The organism is Geomonas diazotrophica, assembly GCF_018919385.1.
Lineage (GTDB): Bacteria > Desulfobacterota > Desulfuromonadia > Geobacterales > Geobacteraceae > Geomonas > Geomonas diazotrophica.
In genome coordinates this window covers 89,064-103,824 of record NZ_JAHLMF010000004.1, presented here as the reverse complement: position 1 = coordinate 103,824, position 14,761 = coordinate 89,064, and the positions used below count along the sequence as shown (strand labels likewise).

General features: G+C 61.8%; 14 protein-coding genes. All 14 read left to right on the top strand.

Annotation, left to right across the window (positions count from 1 at the left end; genetic code table 11):
• The first annotated feature begins 11 nt into the window (after window positions 1-11).
• The 14 genes from KOM00_RS05300 (at window position 12) to KOM00_RS05235 (ending at window position 14,657) form a co-directional block, all read left to right on the top strand.
• The gene (locus KOM00_RS05300) at window positions 12-632 is read left to right on the top strand and encodes a pilus assembly PilX N-terminal domain-containing protein (RefSeq protein WP_216497797.1); all 621 of its coding nucleotides are present in this window, start codon (window positions 12-14) and stop codon (window positions 630-632) included.
• A gap of 247 nt (window positions 633-879) precedes the next feature.
• Window positions 880-1,374 (top strand): pilus assembly FimT family protein, encoded by a 495-nt coding sequence (locus KOM00_RS05295; protein WP_216497796.1) that lies wholly within the window; start codon window positions 880-882, stop codon window positions 1,372-1,374.
• Window positions 1,340-1,750 carry a prepilin-type N-terminal cleavage/methylation domain-containing protein gene (locus KOM00_RS05290; RefSeq protein WP_216497795.1) on the top strand — a complete coding sequence of 137 codons (411 nt, stop codon included), beginning with the start codon at window positions 1,340-1,342 and terminating at the stop codon, window positions 1,748-1,750. Before KOM00_RS05295 ends, KOM00_RS05290 begins: the two co-directional genes overlap by 35 nt.
• Window positions 1,747-2,925 carry a PilW family protein gene (locus KOM00_RS05285; protein ID WP_216497794.1) on the top strand — a complete coding sequence of 393 codons (1,179 nt, stop codon included), beginning with the start codon at window positions 1,747-1,749 and terminating at the stop codon, window positions 2,923-2,925. Before KOM00_RS05290 ends, KOM00_RS05285 begins: the two co-directional genes overlap by 4 nt.
• 12 nt (window positions 2,926-2,937) lie before the next feature.
• Complete coding sequence (locus tag KOM00_RS05280; protein WP_216497793.1) at window positions 2,938-3,555, top strand: pilus assembly PilX N-terminal domain-containing protein; 618 nt, start codon at window positions 2,938-2,940, stop codon at window positions 3,553-3,555.
• 257 nt (window positions 3,556-3,812) lie between these two features.
• The gene (locus tag KOM00_RS05275) at window positions 3,813-4,010 is read left to right on the top strand and encodes a helix-turn-helix transcriptional regulator (RefSeq protein WP_041248407.1); all 198 of its coding nucleotides are present in this window, start codon (window positions 3,813-3,815) and stop codon (window positions 4,008-4,010) included.
• Window positions 4,011-4,028: 18 nt separating this feature from the next.
• The gene (gene pilM / locus KOM00_RS05270) at window positions 4,029-5,081 is read left to right on the top strand and encodes a type IV pilus assembly protein PilM (protein WP_216497792.1); all 1,053 of its coding nucleotides are present in this window, start codon (window positions 4,029-4,031) and stop codon (window positions 5,079-5,081) included.
• Window positions 5,078-5,626 carry a PilN domain-containing protein gene (locus tag KOM00_RS05265; protein ID WP_216497791.1) on the top strand — a complete coding sequence of 183 codons (549 nt, stop codon included), beginning with the start codon at window positions 5,078-5,080 and terminating at the stop codon, window positions 5,624-5,626. Before pilM ends, KOM00_RS05265 begins: the two co-directional genes overlap by 4 nt.
• Before the next feature lie 75 nt (window positions 5,627-5,701).
• Window positions 5,702-6,307: a type IV pilus inner membrane component PilO gene (locus KOM00_RS05260; RefSeq protein WP_216497790.1), complete on the top strand. Its 606-nt coding sequence runs from the start codon at window positions 5,702-5,704 to the stop codon at window positions 6,305-6,307.
• Window positions 6,288-6,818, top strand: a complete 531-nt coding sequence (locus KOM00_RS05255) for a pilus assembly protein PilP (protein ID WP_216497789.1) — start codon at window positions 6,288-6,290, stop codon at window positions 6,816-6,818. Before KOM00_RS05260 ends, KOM00_RS05255 begins: the two co-directional genes overlap by 20 nt.
• 12 nt (window positions 6,819-6,830) lie before the next feature.
• Complete coding sequence (gene pilQ / locus KOM00_RS05250; RefSeq protein ID WP_216497788.1) at window positions 6,831-9,566, top strand: type IV pilus secretin family protein; 2,736 nt, start codon at window positions 6,831-6,833, stop codon at window positions 9,564-9,566.
• Window positions 9,567-9,615: 49 nt separating this feature from the next.
• Window positions 9,616-10,152 carry a hypothetical protein gene (locus tag KOM00_RS05245; protein ID WP_236026756.1) on the top strand — a complete coding sequence of 179 codons (537 nt, stop codon included), beginning with the start codon at window positions 9,616-9,618 and terminating at the stop codon, window positions 10,150-10,152.
• A 38-nt stretch (window positions 10,153-10,190) separates the two neighbouring features.
• Complete coding sequence (locus KOM00_RS05240; protein ID WP_216497786.1) at window positions 10,191-14,318, top strand: Ig domain-containing protein; 4,128 nt, start codon at window positions 10,191-10,193, stop codon at window positions 14,316-14,318.
• Window positions 14,319-14,354: 36 nt separating this feature from the next.
• Window positions 14,355-14,657, top strand: coding sequence for a disulfide isomerase DsbC N-terminal domain-containing protein (locus KOM00_RS05235; protein WP_216497785.1), 303 nt, complete (start codon window positions 14,355-14,357; stop codon window positions 14,655-14,657).
• Window positions 14,658-14,761 lie beyond the last annotated feature (104 nt).

Here is a 14,761-nt window from a genome sequence, read left to right as displayed (position 1 = left end):
ACGGTACGATTATGAAAAAGATCGGCAACGAAGACGGTATCGCGCTGGTGACGGCCCTCATGTTCACCCTGATCTGCCTGGGGATCGTGGCGGCGCTGATGCAGATGCTGCTCCTGGAGACCAAGGTCTCCGGCAGCCAGAAGAACTACCGCAATGCCCTCGAGGCCTCCTACGGGGGGACCGAACTGGTCACCCGCGAGTTCATCCCCAAGCTCTTCTCGAACTACTCGACCGGGATTGGCCCGCTGCTCACCGCTTACGGTTCGGGCGGGATAGGGGATATCGGGCTCGTCGTCGGGAGCGGCCTGAAGACAAAGCTGGCGAACGCGACCGCGGACTGGGGATCTCTGTCCAAGACGATCAACGCCAAGGACGTGCCCGACCTGCAGTTCACCCTCCGGGGGCTCTCCGCGAACACCAACTTCAAGATCTACGCGAAGGTGGTCGATACCATACCCGGCAACTCCGACCCCACCGGGGTCGACTACCTCGACTCCGGCGCCGGCGTGGCCGGGGTCGGTTCCGGCATCGCTCCCAAGCACAACCCCGCGCTCTACAGCATCGAGGTGCAGGGTGAGCGCGCCTCCACCCCCAAGGAGAAGGCGCTTCTCTCGGTGCTCTACGCCTATTAGCAGCCGGTGCCGCCTCGCACCGAAAGACCCTCCCGACCGGGAGGGTCTTTTTTTTTGCCTGCCATCCTCCCCCGCCCCTTACCCCCTCCCGCAGAGGGGCGGCGCCCCTTCTGTGAAGCTTCGGGATGTCGCTTACTCTCTCCGGGACGTTCCCGTGCAGAGGGCTCCTTTTTTTTCCGTCCGAGTTTGTTAAGATTGGAAGGTTCAAATTTTAACCAAAGCGGCAGGGTCGCACATAGGGGGGGGCATGACAGCACGCGGGTTTTCACTGGTGGAGATGGTGGTCGTTGTTGCCATCGCGTCGGTGTTGATCGGGCTGGCGACGCTCCGTTTCCAGCGTTACCTGAAGGGCGCTCGCGGCGAGGCCGAGATCAGCCTGCTCTTCTCGGAGTTGCAGCGGTCGAGGGTGCAGGCGATCTGCCAGAGGAGGGGGACCCGGGTCAGGGTCTACCCCGAACGCTTCGAGGTCTACTCCTCGCAATGCGACGGCGACAGCGGCGTGAAGCCGGTGCGTGTCTTTCGACTGACGAACCTTCTTGACAGCAACGCATCCGGATGGAGCAGCGGGGCGGTCATTGACTTCAAGGAAACCGGCGTGACGGACGACTGGTGTTCGATCTGCGTGGACCCCGCCGGGGACGCCGGTGGCGTGGACAGCATCGTCATAGCGGCGACCAGGATCAGCGTCGGCAAAAGGGATAGGGGCAATGACTGCGACAGTGAAAACATCACCATCAAATGACCTCGGCTTCACCCTGGTCGAGATGCTCATGGCCATGCTGGTGCTGACGGTGGGGTTGCTCGGGCTGCTGCAGTCGGTCAACCTGGCCTACCGGCACAACCTGCGGGACCGGCTCAACAGGGAGGCGGTGCTGGTGGCGGAGGAGCAGATGCACGGCTGGCAGAAACTCTCGTTCGGGTCGATCAGCGGCGGCGGAACCTCGACAGCTTCGAAGCTGGTGGGAGGCACACCTTGGAGCTACACCGTGAGCAAGGAAGCGAGCCCGCTTGGGGGCGGCGACACCAAGCGTCTTTCGGTCAGCGTGACATGGAAGGTGCGGGGGGAGAACCTTCGTCATGAGATCTACGCACTGAGGACAAGGAGAGCAGGAGAATGAGGGCGGCAGGGAGGGATGGATACACCTTCGTGGAGGTGCTGGTTGCCCTGGTGGTCTTTTCGGTGACCATGACGCTGATAAGCGCTTCCTTCGCCAGGATCGTGACCGGTTCGAAGGCCATAGGCAAATCGACCGAAACGGACATAGGCGGGATGATCGGGCTGGAGTTGCTTCGTACCGACCTGGAGCTTGCCGGCTTCGGGCTACCCTACAGCGGCACCAAAGGGCTCAACTACGTGGAGGCCGAGGAGGGGCTGCAACTGGTCACCAGCTGTCCCGGCGGCTGCCCCGATGCCAGGCCCGGCAACTACAACGATGCGCCGCACCTGGACGCGCCGACTCCGTACCGCATCGGCGACAATGTGGGGTACAACGGTTCCGACTACCTGGTGCTGAAGGGAACCGCGCTGGGGGCGAGCGCGGTGTGCCGCAGCTGGTGTTACCTTACCTACAGTTCGGTGACCAGGCCCTCGCGGGTGGAGCCGGAGCTGAAAAACGGCGGCAAGGACCGCGTCATCGTGCTGAAGAACGAGGTGGTCTCCGGCAGGCCGACCCGGGTTCTGGTTACCAGCGGGACCAATTTCACCGTCCCCTTCCAACTCCCTTTCCCCTCCGAGTTTTCCCCACGCGAAAGGACCGACCACTACCTTGTCTACGGTGTCGCCCCCAAGGACTCCGCCGGGGGGCTGCTGAGCTTTCCCTTCAACCGCTCGGATTACTTCATCAACCGAAAGGTCGACAAGATGTCGGCATTTTGCAGCCCGGGCACCGGAACCCTCTACAAGGCGGTCATCAACCATCAAGGAAGCCCCACCAAGTACCCGATTCTGGATTGTGCCGGCGATCTGCAGGCCGTGCTGTACTTCGACACCAATGCCGACGGCAAGGTAGACTACCACCCGAAGCCGGGGGACGCCCTGCTAAACGCACAGACGCTGCGCGAGGAACTCCGCGAGATCAGGGTCTACATCCTGGCACAGCAGGGGAAAAAGGACCCGTCCTATAGTTTTCCGGTCGAGGATCCGGCGCGAGTCATCGTCGTGGGAGACCCGGAGTTGCCGGACGATGCGGGACAGGTCTGGAGCGAGCGGGCGCTGAAGCAAACCTTCGGTCCGGAGTGGCGCAACTACCGCTGGAAGGTGTACGCCATTTCCGTGCTGCCCAAGAACCTGTAGCAGGGAGGGGCGATGCAGATCCTCGGCTGTGAGCGGGGCGCGGCCCTGATAACCGCATTGATGCTGACCGTGCTGTCACTGGTGATCGCCCTCTCCCTGCTCACCCTGGTTTCGACCGGTACCCAGGTGTCCGCCAGCCAGAAACGCTACCGCAGTTCCCTCACCGCGGCGCAGGGGGGGCTCGAGCTGTTCACCGGCGAGATCATGCCCCGGCTCTTCCAGGGGGTGGACGCCGCAACCTTGCAAGGAGAGTACGCCGTCATTGACCTGCACATCAGCGGGGACGACTGTCTGAAGCAGAAGCTGTTTCTCTCCTCCGGCGCCTGGAACAAGTGCAGTGCTGCCCGCTCCTCGGCCGATGCCGCCAGCTCCCCGGACCTCTCCTTTAGGCTGGCCGGTGTGCCGCCTGCCAAAGGGTTCAGCATCAGCACCAAGATCGTCGACACCGTCCCGGGCAACACCGACCGCAGCGGTTTCGACCTGCTCGACGCGGGAGGGGCGGTTGCGGCCCAGGACGAGGTGGTCCGGCCGCAGCACGTACCGGTCATGTACAACCTTGCCGTGCAGGGCGCCCGGGAGGAACCGTCGGCACGGGAAAAGGCGCGCCTGTCGGTGCTGTACGCTTACTGAGAAGCCAGCCGCTGCGGCGGGTGCTTCACCCCGAATCTCAGAAAAAGCTCCTAAATTGCATCTCGTTTTTTTATTGGTATCATCTCCCCATTCTACCCATTAGAAAACCGTATGCAGACAGGTAGGCACCAAAGACGGGTTAAAGTGCGTCTTTGGAATATAATTACATATAACTTTAAATAAAAGGTTGACTTTCCTTTTTAATGATGAGAATGTGTGCAAAAATTTGCAATGTCTGTCTCACGCGGTGCCTACTTATGATCATGAACAGCGTCAAGAAACTTCGGGAAGAACGCCTGATGAGCAAGGCCGAGCTGGCACGGCTGGCCGGGGTATCGCCCATCACCATCGACCGGATCGAACGGGGTGAGGACTGCAGGATGGAGACCAAGCGCAAGATCCTGCTTGCTCTTGGGTTTTCCCTCTCCGACAAAAACAAGGTATTCCAGGACTAGGAGCGATAGGACCACACGATGCTTTTCTCCAAGAAGAAGGACATAGTAGGGGTCGACATAGGATCGAGCGCGGTGAAGCTCGTACAGCTGCGCCCGGCCAAGGGGGGGTTCCAGCTGGTGAAGATAGGGATCCTGCCGCTGCCGGCCGAGGCGATCGTCGACAACACCCTGATGGACAGCTCTTCCATCGTCGAGACGGTCAAGCAGCTTTTGGGCACCCTCGGCGTCAAGGCCAAAGAAGCCGTCTGCTCGATCTCGGGCAACTCGGTCATCATCCGGAAGATCTCCCTGCCGGTGATGCCGGTCGAAGAACTGGAGGACCAGATCCACTGGGAGGCCGAGCAGTACATCCCCTTCGACATCAACGACGTTAACGTCGATTTCCAGATCCTTTCCCCCGACGAGCAGGACCCCTCCAAGATGAACGTCCTGCTGGTCGCCAGCAAGAAGGACATCATCAACGATTACATCTCGGTGTTCGCGGAGGCCGGGCTCAAGCTGGTCGTGGTCGATGTGGACTCCTTCGCCGTGCAGAACGCCTTCGAGCTGAACTACCCGGTCGATCCGGACCAGGTGGTTGCGCTGGTCAACATCGGCGCGAGCATCTTCAACCTGAACATCGTCAGGGACGGGGTCTCCCTTTTCACCCGCGACGTCCAGATGGGGGGCAACCTCTACACCGAGGAGATCCAGAAACAGTTCGGCATCAGTAGCGGCGAGGCCGAAGAGATGAAGCTGGCGGCCGGGCACTCCGAGGACCCGCGCCTGAGCGAGGTGCTGCAACGGGTGAACGACACCATCGCCATGGAGATGCGCCGCTCCCTGGACTTCTACAACTCCACCGCCGGCGAGGAACGCATCACCAAGGTCTTTTTGAGCGGCGGTGCCGCCAAGACGCAGCACCTGATCGAAGCGGTGCAGCAGAGACTTGCGCTGCCGGTCGAGATCCTGAACCCGCTGGCCCGGGTCACCGTGAACGAGAAGGAGTTCGACTCGAGGTACCTTGAGGAGATCGCTCCGCTCATGTCGGTAGCGATGGGGCTCGCTACGAGGAGGGCTGGAGACAAATGATTAAGATAAACCTCCTCCCGATACGGGCATCCAAGAAGAAGGAAACGATGCGCCAGCAGATCGCCATCCTGGTGGTCGCCCTGGTGACCCTCCTGGTGGTGGGGCTGGGCTGGTGGATCTACCTGCGCAGCCAGGTCAACACGGTGAAGACCGAAATTACGAACTCGGAGACCGAGCTCGCCTCACTGAAGACCAAGATCGGGGTCATCGACAACCTGAAGAAGCTGCAGGCCGACGTCAAGAAGAAGCTCGACGTGCTGAACCGCCTGCGCCGCGGCAAGACCGGCCCGGCGTCGCGGCTCGCCACACTTTCCGAATCCGTGCCGGACAAGCTCTGGCTCACCAAGTACACCGAGAACGGGTCGGCGGTGTCGCTCGCCGGCGGTGCCATGAGCGAGGAACTCATCGCGGTGTTCATGAAGACGCTGCAGGCCTCCGGCTCCTTCACCAACGTGGAGCTGGTGGTCTCCGAGCAGGCGGAAATGGCCGGGACGAAGTACAAGCGTTTCGAGCTGGCCTTCCAGATCAAGGACCAGAAGCCGTAGCGCCGGGTTTGCCGGCACAGGATGCGGCGCTACCAGGCGGCGCTCAAACCAAGAAGCTGAATCAGAGGCATTGCCATGGATCCACAGATAGAGAAGTTGCTGAAGCTCCCGACCAAGGAGAAGGTCGCGCTCCTGATACTGCTGCTGCTCCTCGAGGGGGCCGGCCTGTACTACGGGCTGCACCGCCCAAGGCTCCAGGAGCTGGACGCGCTCAAGTCGCAGCAGCAGGACCTGCAAAAGCAGATCGACGAGAACCGTCGCATCGCCAACAACCTGCCGCGTTTCAAGGCGGAGTACGAACAGTTGAAGCGTGACCTCGACAACGCCTTGACCGAACTCCCCAACCAGAAGGAGATCCCGTCGCTTTTGACCAGCATCTCCAACTCCGGCAAGGGGGCGGGTCTCGACTTCCTGCTGTTCAGGCCCAAGCCCGAGGTTCCCAAGGAGTTCTACGCCGAGGTGCCGGTTGACATCTCCGTTTCCGGGACCTTCTACAACGTGGCCGATTTCTTCGTCGCGGTCGGCAAGCTGCCGCGCATCGTGAACATCACCAACGTCAACGTCATGGACATCAAGGAAACCGCCGGGCGCACCGTCCTCAAGGTGAACTGCCTGGCCACCACCTTCCGTTTCCTCGATCCCAAAGAGAGCAAGAATGCGAATGCCAATAAACCGAAATAGCACGCCGCTTTTGATGCTGCTGCTGGCGCTTTCGGCCGGCTGCAAGAAGGAAGAGCCACCCGCGGCTCCCCCTCCCGCCTCCGCCGCTGCGGCCCCTGCGCCCGCTCCCAAGCCTGCGCCGCCGGTGCAGCAGCAGCTCTCGTCCGCAGCCAAGGTCGGTACCGCGGTCTCCTTCAAGAAGGATCCGTTCAAGCCGCTGCTGGTGCCCCAGGCGCCGGTCGCGCCGGCCGGCCAGGGCGCCCGGCCCAGCGGACCTCCGCCTGCCGACCTGCTGCCGATCCAGAGCTTCGAGGTGAACAAGTTCAAGGTCACCGGGATCATCGCCGGGCTCAGGGAAAACAAGGCCCTGGTGATCGACCCCAACGGCAAAGGGTACGTCGTGAAGGTGGGTATGCAGATAGGCAACGCCAACGGCAGAATCTCCAGGATCACCGCCTCGACGGTTGAGGTCGTGGAGAAGAGCGGTCGCAAGAGTAAAACCATCGTGCTTACGCTGGCCAAGAAAAGGTAAGGAGCGTTTCAGATGACCATGTACCAGAGCAGAATTCTTCGTCATGCCATGGCACTCATCGTCCTGTTGACGGTTTCTACCGGTTGCGTCAAGAGAATGACGGCCGTCAATGAGCCTGGTCAGGCAGAGTCCGCGGCTTTTGCCACACTGCGCTCCGTGGCGGTGTCAGACGATGGTTCCAGCGTCGAGCTGACCAGCGACAAACCGCTCACCTATACCTCGTACAAGGGTGGGGAGCCGGCCAAGATCGTCGTCGACATCTCCCAGACCGAGCCCGGCGCGGTAGCTTCGTCGGTCGAAGTCAACCGCGGCAGCGTGAAGCGCATCGAAGTGGAGCGCCAGCCGGTGGGGGGGAGCGTGCTGACCCGGGTTGCCCTCGTGCTCAGCCGCGACGTCGACTTCTCGGTCGCCACCGACCCCGCCAACAAAAACAAGCTCCTGATCACACTGCCGCGCGACGCGGAGGCGAAGAGCGAGCCGGTGGTGGTCAAGGAGGCTCCCATCGCCGAACCGCGCATCGAGGAGAAGACCCTGGTGGCCGACGCGCCCGCCAAGGTCAGCGATGCGAAGCCGGTGGTCCCGGAACCGCCCGCACCGCCTGCCCAAAAAGCCGCCGGCAACGTGACCCCGGCCCCGAAAAAGGAGGCCGAGAACGGCACCGGAGCCCGGCTCAACGCGGTTCTCACCACGGCTGACGGCGTGGAGCTGTCGGTCCAGGGGGGCGTGGAGACCTTCAACTCCTTCAAGCTCGCCAAGCCTGACCGCATCGTGGTTGACCTTTTCAAGGTGAAGAATGCACTGGCCCAGAACGTGATTCCCATCGGCGCCTTCGGCGTCGCCAACGCCCGGGTCGGGTCCACCCCCGACAAGGTGCGCGTTGTGCTCGACGCCTCCGGCGAGGGGCTTCCTGGCTTCGAGGTCGTCAAGAGCGACCTCGGCGTGAAGATCAAGCTGAAGGCGAAAGGGGCGGTGGCGCCCGCTCCCGTCCCGGCCGCAGCACCGGTTCCCGCACCGGCTCCTGCTCCGGTCGTCAAACCGGCTCCTGTCGCCGCCATGAAAACCGAAGTCCCGCCGGGGCGCCACGTGAAGGGCGCGCTGGAGGCGGTCGACTTCAAGATCGTCGACGGTCTTTCGCGCATATCGATGAAACTTCACGGGACCTGTGAGCCGGGCGAACCGGTGCGCGGACCCCAGGGATTGACCCTTACCATCAGCAACTGCCAGGTGCCCAAGCCGCTGCAGCGCGCCATGGACACCTCCAAGTTCGGCTCCCCCGTCCTTTCGGTTACCCCCTACCAGGTGAAGGTCAAAGGGGGGTACGTGACCAAGATCGCCGTCAAGGTGCAGGGCAGCCCCGAGTACACGACCAGCCGCAAGGGGGACGTGCTGACCTTGGACATCGTGAACCCCGGACCGGCCGTGGCGGCGAAACTGCCGCAGGCCCCGGTTGCCAGGTCCAGGGCGAACGAGGTCGGCGACGAACTGGCCGCCCCGGCGCGCTCCGAGGAGCAGGTGACCGAGATCTCTGGAAACGTGGAGAAGCGTGCGCTGAAGAAGGTGTACAAGGGGAGGAGGGTGACCCTCGAGTTCTCCGACGCGGACATCAGGAAGATCTTCCAGCTGATCGCCGAGGTCAGCAACCTGAACTTCCTCATCTCCGACGACGTCACCGGCACCATCAGCATCAAGCTGGTCAACGTCCCCTGGGACCAGGCACTGGACGTGATCCTGGACGCCAAGGGGCTCGCCATGGTGCAGCAGGGGAACATCATCCAGATCAAGCCGCGTAACAAGATGCAGAACCAGGCCGACGAGGAACTGGCCGCCAAGAAGGCCTCCGAGCGCCTGATGGAGCTCAAGACCGCCGTGTTCGAGGTGAACTACGCCTCGACCAGCGAGGTCGCCCAGCAGTTCAACATCCTGAAAAGCGAGCGCGGCATCATCACCAAGGACGACCGCACGAGCCGCGTCATCGTCAAGGACATCCAGCCTGCCCTGGACGACATGCGGGCCCTTTTGAAGAACCTGGACTTGCCCGAGAAGCAGGTTCAGATAGAAGCCCGCATCGTCGAGGCGACCTCGACCTTCACACGTGACCTCGGCGTGCAGTGGGGTCTCTCCTACAAGGACGCCTCCGCCTCCGTGGCCAACATCAACAACGTCGAGACCGCCTTCGGTGGCGTCGTTTCCACGGCCGGCCCCGGCACCAGCGGCTCCGGCGGGCTGGGCCTTGGCATGTCCTTTGGCAAGCTCACCAGCAACGTGCAGCTGGACATGAGGATCGCGGCGGCCGCCACCATCGGCCAGGTGAAAATCATCTCCACCCCGAAGGTGGTCACCCTGAACAACAAGGCCGCGAAGATCTCGCAGGGACAGTCGATCCCGTATCAGACCACCTCCGCCGAGGGGACCAAGACCGAGTTCGTTGAGGCGGCACTTACCCTCGAGGTCACGCCGCACATCACCGCAGACGGTTCCGTCAGCATGAAGATCAAGGCGAGCAACAACTCCCCGGGCACCGGTTCCCCTCCGCCGATCAACAAGAAGGAAGCCACCACCGAGCTGGTCGTTTCCAACGGGGACACCACCGTCATCGGCGGCATCTACGTCGACAGCGACACCGACTCCGACACCGGTGTGCCGTTCCTGGCCGACATCCCGTTGCTGGGCTGGCTGTTTAAGTCGAACTCGAAACAAAAGACCAAGACCGAACTGCTCATCTTCATTACGCCGAAGATTGTACTTTAAGGAGACTCAAATGTTTAAACGGTTTGCGTTGTTGCTGTGCGGAGTATGTATGATGGCCGCTTTGACCTCATGCGGCGGAGGCGATATCGGAGGGGGAGTCGGCGAGTTCACCACGGTGAGTGCGTCGGCGGTAGCGAAGACCCCGAGACTTGAGTCCGACGTCGTAAAGGGGAACTCCTGCTCCACGAGCGGTTCTACCGGTGGGACCATAGAGACCGACGCTATCGACGTCGATTTCACCTCGACCCAGCTTTACAGCTCGGGCGCTCTCAACCTGGTCATCAGCAAGGTCACTGTCCACTACACACCCGTCAACCGGGCCACCACGCCTGACATTCCCGACTACTTCCTGAACACGTCCCAGACCGTGGCTCCGGGTACCACCGCGACCATCTCGGTTCCGATCCTCACCGACGCACAGAAGATCGCCCTCCTGGACCGCACCACGCTGCCGATGCCGCTTTGCAGCTCGACCGTTTTCGAGTACTACGTCGACATCATCTTCGAAGCATCCGAACCCGGCGGCAACGGCAAGGTACGCACCATCGTCGCAAAGACCAACCTGGCCGTGGCGGATAGATCCTAAACAAGTCCCATGTATTGATGCCTAAGAAGGGGTGTGAAATGAGATTTTCCAAGAAAATTTTCTGGGCGTTGCTGTTGCTTATCTGCACCGTGATGCTCAGCTGTTCAGGGGAAACCGGCAAGACTTCCGGCACCGCGGCAACCGGCGGTAAAACCACGGGCAAAGTCCTGGCTACCGATTTCCAGGTCACCAGCAACGCCACGGACCAGTCCCAGCCTGCCGTCGCCTACGACACCGTGAACCATAACCGTTACCTGAGCGTCTTCGTCGACAGCAGGAGCGGCCAGCAGATCTACGGCGCCATCTCGGTGGGGTCGGACTCCCTCGGGCAGGGGGTGCCGGGCAACGTGACCACCATGGCCGCGAACCCCGTCAATTTCGCCATCACCGCGGTCAACGGCAACAAGTCGCAGCCCAAGGTCGTCTTCTACCGCGATACGACCGATCCGGCCAACAACAGCCGGTACCTGGTGGTCTGGACCGACTCGCGCAACGGCTACGGACAGATCTACGGGCAGTTCGTCAGCATGACCGGTACCCTGATCGGCGGCAACTTCCCCATCTCCACCCACACCCCCAACGTCGACATCAACCAGAACGACCCCGACCTCATCTACGACGAGGTGACCGGCAAATTCGTGGTTGCCTGGATCGATACCACGATCCACGACACCGACGCCAACGTACCGGAAAACAACGTGACCTACACCGCGGCCGGTGCCATCAACTCCATCGTCGTGCCCCATATCCCGGTCCCGGCGGCAGACAACAACCTGGTCCGCACCATCGAGGTCGACCCTCTGACCGGCGCCCTCGCCAACATGAAGTCGGTCTCGGAAACCATCCGGACTGCGTCTATAACCGATAACGGCTCCTCGAACATTACCGACACTTGGGCAGTGCAAGTGAACGAGTCGCATCCGAAACTCGCGTACAGCCCCGTGGACGGCGAGGTGTTCGTGGCCTGGAGCGGCTCCACCAACACCGTCAAGCTCACCATCACCTATACCAAGGGGACCGTTGGGGGTATCACCACCGCCGTGTACCAGAGCGCCGTATTCACCTGGACACCGCAAGACGATGCTCCGACCAAGATCAAGCTGCGCCGCAACCAGGGTCTTGGTTTCATCAACGACATGTCGTTCGGTACCAAGACCTTCAGCGCGACCAGCCCCACCCTGGCTGTCGATCCCAACACCAACCGGCTCCTGGTCACCTGGGAGGACAACAACGGCGGCACCGACAGCGGCAAGAACATCGTAGCGCAGCTCATGGACCTCTCCGGTTGCACCCCTTACGGTGATCGAGTCAACATCTCCAGTGCCGTCGGGGACCAGACCGCTCCCACGTCCGCATTCGACAACGTCAACCAGCGCTTCCTTGTGGTCTGGGAGGATGCCAGGAATCAGAGCGCCAACCTGAGCAACATCGATCTCTACGGCCAGTTCGTGGACCCGCAGGGGAACCTTTCCGGCGGCTACTCCATCGTGACTGTGGCTACCGGCAACCAGTTGGCCCCTGCGGTCGCTTTCGGCGACGTGAACTTCAGGAAGTTCTTCGTGGTCTGGAAGGACGGCCGTACGCTCACCAATTCCGACATCTACGGCCAGCTCCTCGAGTTCTCCGCCCTGCCGCAGCTGGTCATCACCGACAGCCTTGGCAACCCCGTACTGAGCGGCTCGCATGATTTCGGCAACGTCGACATCGCTTCCGCCACCCCGTACGCCGATTGGCAGTTCAAGATCCGCAACGACGGCAACACCCAGCTGACCATCGACTCCATCACGGACCCGGCGTTGCCGTTTTCCTTCATCACGCCGAAACCGGTCACCATCAGCCCGGGCCAGAGTGCGGACATGACGGTCCGCTTTGCCCCGACCGGTTCCGGTTCCTACTCGGGTAACTCCTCCAACGGCTACAAGATGGTCTTCAACTCCGACGGCGGCCAGGCAGTCATCTACCTCTCCGGCGCCGGCGTCGGTACCCAACCGCTGTCCATCGCTACCACCGCGCTTCCTGACGGTACGGCAGGTCAGGCCTACCCGGCCACCGCCCTGACCGCCAACGGCGGGGTCATTCCCTACGGCAGCTGGACCGTTACCTCCGGTACCCTGCCGCCGGGACTCACCCTTAACAGCGGGTCCGGTACCCTCAGCGGTACCCTCGATCTGGCTGCGCTTCCCACGTATACCTTCACCGTTTCGGTGACCGACAACGCGGGAAACAAGGCAACCAAGTCGTTCACCCTCAACGTTACCTCGCTTACCATCAACAACACCTCCCTGGCTCCCTGGACCCAGGGGAATCCGGGGTATACCGAGCAACTGACCGCCTCCGTCGGCGGGGTCACGCTACCCAAGGACCAGGTGACCTGGACGGCAGTAGGTGCAGTGCCCCAGGGGCTCGTCCTCGGTAGCGACGGCAGCATCACCTCCCCGGTCACCGGGCCTGTCCTTTCCGGTGCCAACATCCTGACCGTCAAGGCGACCTATACGGACACCGTCGCCAACAAAACTTATACGGCGACGAAATCGCTGACCATAACCGTCAACCCGGCGCTCTTCATCACCACTACGAGCCTTCCCGCCGTCGTCGTCGGCACCACTTACACCCAGAAGCTGACCATGGTGGGGGGCACCCCCTCGTACACCTGGTCCGTCGTCCCCGGCACGTTCCTGCCGTCCGGCATCCTGCTGAACCCGAGCACCGGCGACCTTACCGGCACCCCCAGCGGCCCCGGTACCTCGTTGTTCACCGTTCAGGTGACCGACGGCACCGGCGCCGTCGCGAAGCGCGACCTGAGCATCGTGGTGAACCCGACGCTCTCCATTACCACCTCGTCGCTGCCTCCGGTCACAGCCGGCGCCACCTATCAGCAGCAACTGGTGGGTAGCGGCGGCACCAAGCCCTACACCTGGAGTGTTTCGGGTAACCTCCCCCCGGGCATTTCCCTTACCACCAACGGCTACCTGAGCGGCACCGCTTCGGGCGCCGGCGACTACGACTTCAACGCCCAGTTGACCGATAGCGACGGTTCTTCCGTCAGCAAGCTTTTCACCATCACCGTTAACAACTCCGGTGTCGTCTCCAGCTCGGTGGTCTTCACCGACGGCAGCGGTACGCCGATCAGTTCCTACGCCTTCGGTGGCAAATTGACCGGCAGCGCCACAACGTCTGGAACCGTGATGCTGAAAAACAACGGATCCACCCCGGTCACCATCCAGTCCATTTCCAGCACCGATGCCGGCGCTTTCCAGGGAAGCACACAGCAGAACTACATCCTGGGCAGCGGGCAGTCCGTTCCGGTCAGCATCCAGTTCACGCCGCAGGCCGTCAAGGCCTACAACGCTACCCTGAACATCACCGACTCGAACCTGACGACCTATCCGCTTACCCTGACCGGTTTCGGCGTCAGTTCCGTAGCGGCGGTCAACGGTACAACCGGGACTACCGGGACCACAGCGGTGGCCTATTCGGACGGGGACGTGGTCTTCATCGGCAAGTCCAAGCCGGTCAGCCTCACCGATTTCACCATCAGCTCGGCGATCAACATCCGTCTGGACAACGTGGTACCCAACGGCACCGTCTACGTCGACGTGACCTACAACTCGCTGCCGGCATCCCCTGTGTTCTACAAGGTGGTCAACGGCACCTGGACCCAGATCACGCCCTTCGCCCGCAGCGGCAACAAGGTCACCTTTGCAATCACTGACAACGATGTGACCCAGGACTCCGACACCAGGCCGGGCTTCATCCAGGATCCCATCGTGGTGGGGAGCACCGGCACCACCGGCGGCGGCGATACCGGCACCAACACCCCTCCGGCTTCCTCCGCCGGCAAGAGCGGCTGCTTCATCGCGACCGCCGCATACGGCAGCTACCTCGATCCGCAGGTCGTGGTGCTCAGGCACTTCCGCGACAACGTGCTGCTCAAGTCCGAACCCGGCCGCGCCTTCGTCCGCTTCTACTACAAGAACAGCCCCCCGATCGCGGACTTCATCTACGAGCACGGCTTCCTGAGGATGCTGACCCGCTGGGCGCTCACCCCGCTCATCTTCGCGGTGAAGTATCCGCTGGTCCTGCTGCTCCTGCCGGTCGGCGCCTTCTTCCGTCGCCTGCGCAACCTGCGGGTGGCGGCACCGGCCAGAGAGAGCGTGCAGCAGTAGGTTTGCCTGCGGAATCTGATTTTCAGGAGTGTTTTGATGTTAAAGAAGTTGCTGGTTCTTTGTTTCATCACCATGACCCTTACCGCCTGCTCCAAGGCTCCCGCCAAGGAGCAGGTACAGGAAACCATCAAGAAGTTCGTACCGATGGATTTCGAGGTGCTGCAGATCTCCGAGAAGCCCTATGCCGGCCTCTATGAAGTCGTGATCGGCATCAGGAAAGAACCGGTCGTCTTCTACGTCGACAAGAACTGCCAGTACCTTTTCTCGGGCAGCATGATGTCGGCTGAGACCAAGGCGAACCTTACCGTGGAGACACAGAAGAAATTCATGGCGAAGTAGCCGTACCGACCATAACCAGAAGTATGCGAAAGCCAGGGGACGATCCTGGCTTTCGTTTATCCGGTCATATTGTTTTGCCTGTGGCCTGATTTGCTGCTAATATC